Source organism: Domibacillus robiginosus (assembly GCF_000966195.1).
GTDB classification, from domain to species: Bacteria; Bacillota; Bacilli; order Bacillales; family Domibacillaceae; genus Domibacillus; species Domibacillus robiginosus.
This window is the reverse complement of record NZ_LAHL01000042.1, coordinates 1-1558: the sequence shown is the minus strand read 5'-3', so window position 1 is coordinate 1558 and position 1558 is coordinate 1. Positions and strand designations below refer to the sequence as shown.

1 protein-coding gene is annotated in these 1558 nt (G+C 46.4%); it reads right to left on the bottom strand.

Translation table 11 applies throughout. From position 1 onward, the window contains the following. Positions 1–81: 81 nt before the first annotated feature. Positions 82–1437 carry an IS1182 family transposase gene (locus VP97_RS18115; protein ID WP_050183491.1) on the bottom strand — a complete coding sequence of 452 codons (1356 nt, stop codon included), beginning with the start codon at positions 1435–1437 and terminating at the stop codon, positions 82–84. Positions 1438–1558: the final 121 nt, after the last annotated feature.

Genomic DNA, 1558 nt, shown 5'->3' with positions numbered 1-1558 from the left:
TCTCAGACTGTAGACAAAGTGGTTCTCAAAACTCCGTTTTGAGGCCGCTTTGTCTTTTTTTATTCGTTTTGACACCCTTATTCAAACTGGCTGCACTGGTTTCCACGACCAGCTGGCCAGCTTTTTAAGATTCATGGCAGCGAAAGTAAGCATCGCCTGCATGGATAATTTCCCCAGTCCCCTGAGGGTTGTCCATCGCATGCCATGCTTTTCTTTAGCATCCGCAAAAACACGCTCAATCGTTTCTTTGCGCCTAGCATAGTCTTTTTTATTCTGCGCCGTATGGCGCAGGTGGTCAGCTTCTTCCAAATAGTCCTCCCATACGTGCCGGTGGATCAGCTTTGTATGATTCTGGCTTTGTGTGCACATAAAAAGGAGTGGACAGCCCTGGCACTGCTTTGGATCAGAAGAATACTGCCTGTACCCTTCACGGGTAGTCGTCCGATAAAAAAGGATCTGTTCCTCCGGACAGATATAGCAGTCATAATGCTCATCATAGGCGAAGTCGCTTTTCTTCAAATATCCTTTTGGGGTGCGGGGTCTTGAATAAGGAAGCACTGGGCGGATCTCAAGGTCCGTTATGTACTTGGCGATAAAAGGCGTTTTGTATCCAGCGTCGGCAGCTACTGCATCAGGTTTTTCCACTTTTTCCATTACTTTATCGAGGACATCTGTAAACACGCGGCTGTCATGAACATTGGCAGCTGTCACACAGGAGGCAAGAACAAACCCGTTGGCATCACAGGCTGTGTGAAAGGAGTAGGCAAAATTTTTCTCCCGCTCATCTTTCACATAGTAGCCGCTATCGGGATCAGTAGTGCTCGACTTGATTTCCTTCGTCTCTTCCTTTTCCTGTGGGGGAAACGGCTTTTTTCCATGTTCTTCACGATCTGCATTGATCTCTCCATCGAGCTGTGCCTGGTAGCTGCGCGTTTCGACCCGCACGACTTTCTTATTAAACTTCTTTTTATTTGCGCTGGCTTTGACATGCGTTGAATCGATAAAAGCAACGGACGGATCAACGAATCCTTTCTCCATCGCTTCTCTCAGAATCCGGTAAAAAATCTGTTCAAACAGGTCGGTGTCTTTAAAGCGTCGGACATAGTTTTTACCGAAGGTAGAGAAATGGGGAATTTTCTCCGAAAATCCGTACCCAAGAAACCAGCGGTACGCCACATTGGTTTCAATCTCCTTAATCGTCTGGCGCATGGAACGGATGCCAAACAGGTACTGGACCAGCACCATTTTAATCAGTACGACAGGATCAACACTTGGCCGGCCGTTGTCAGCTGAATACATATCTTCTACCAATGGATAAATAAAATCAAAGTCGATCGCCGCCTCGATTTTGCGGACCAGATGATCAGCCGGCACAAGCTGGTCGAGCGCGACAACCTCCATTTGATTCCGGCGGTTTTCTGGACGTTTTGATAACATACAAATTCCCCCACAAGATTTTGATGTTTTTATTGTACAAAAAAAGCCTGCAGACATCATCTTCAAAATGAAGACTTTGTCTACAAGCTGAGAAGGCTGGATAACCAGCCTTCTTTTTTCG

Bases quoted from the DNA above. Each gene is read 5' to 3' on its own strand.
- VP97_RS18115 (WP_050183491.1), bottom strand. From the start codon at position 1,437: ATGTTATCAAAACGTCCAGAAAACCGCCGGAATCAAATGGAGGTTGTC.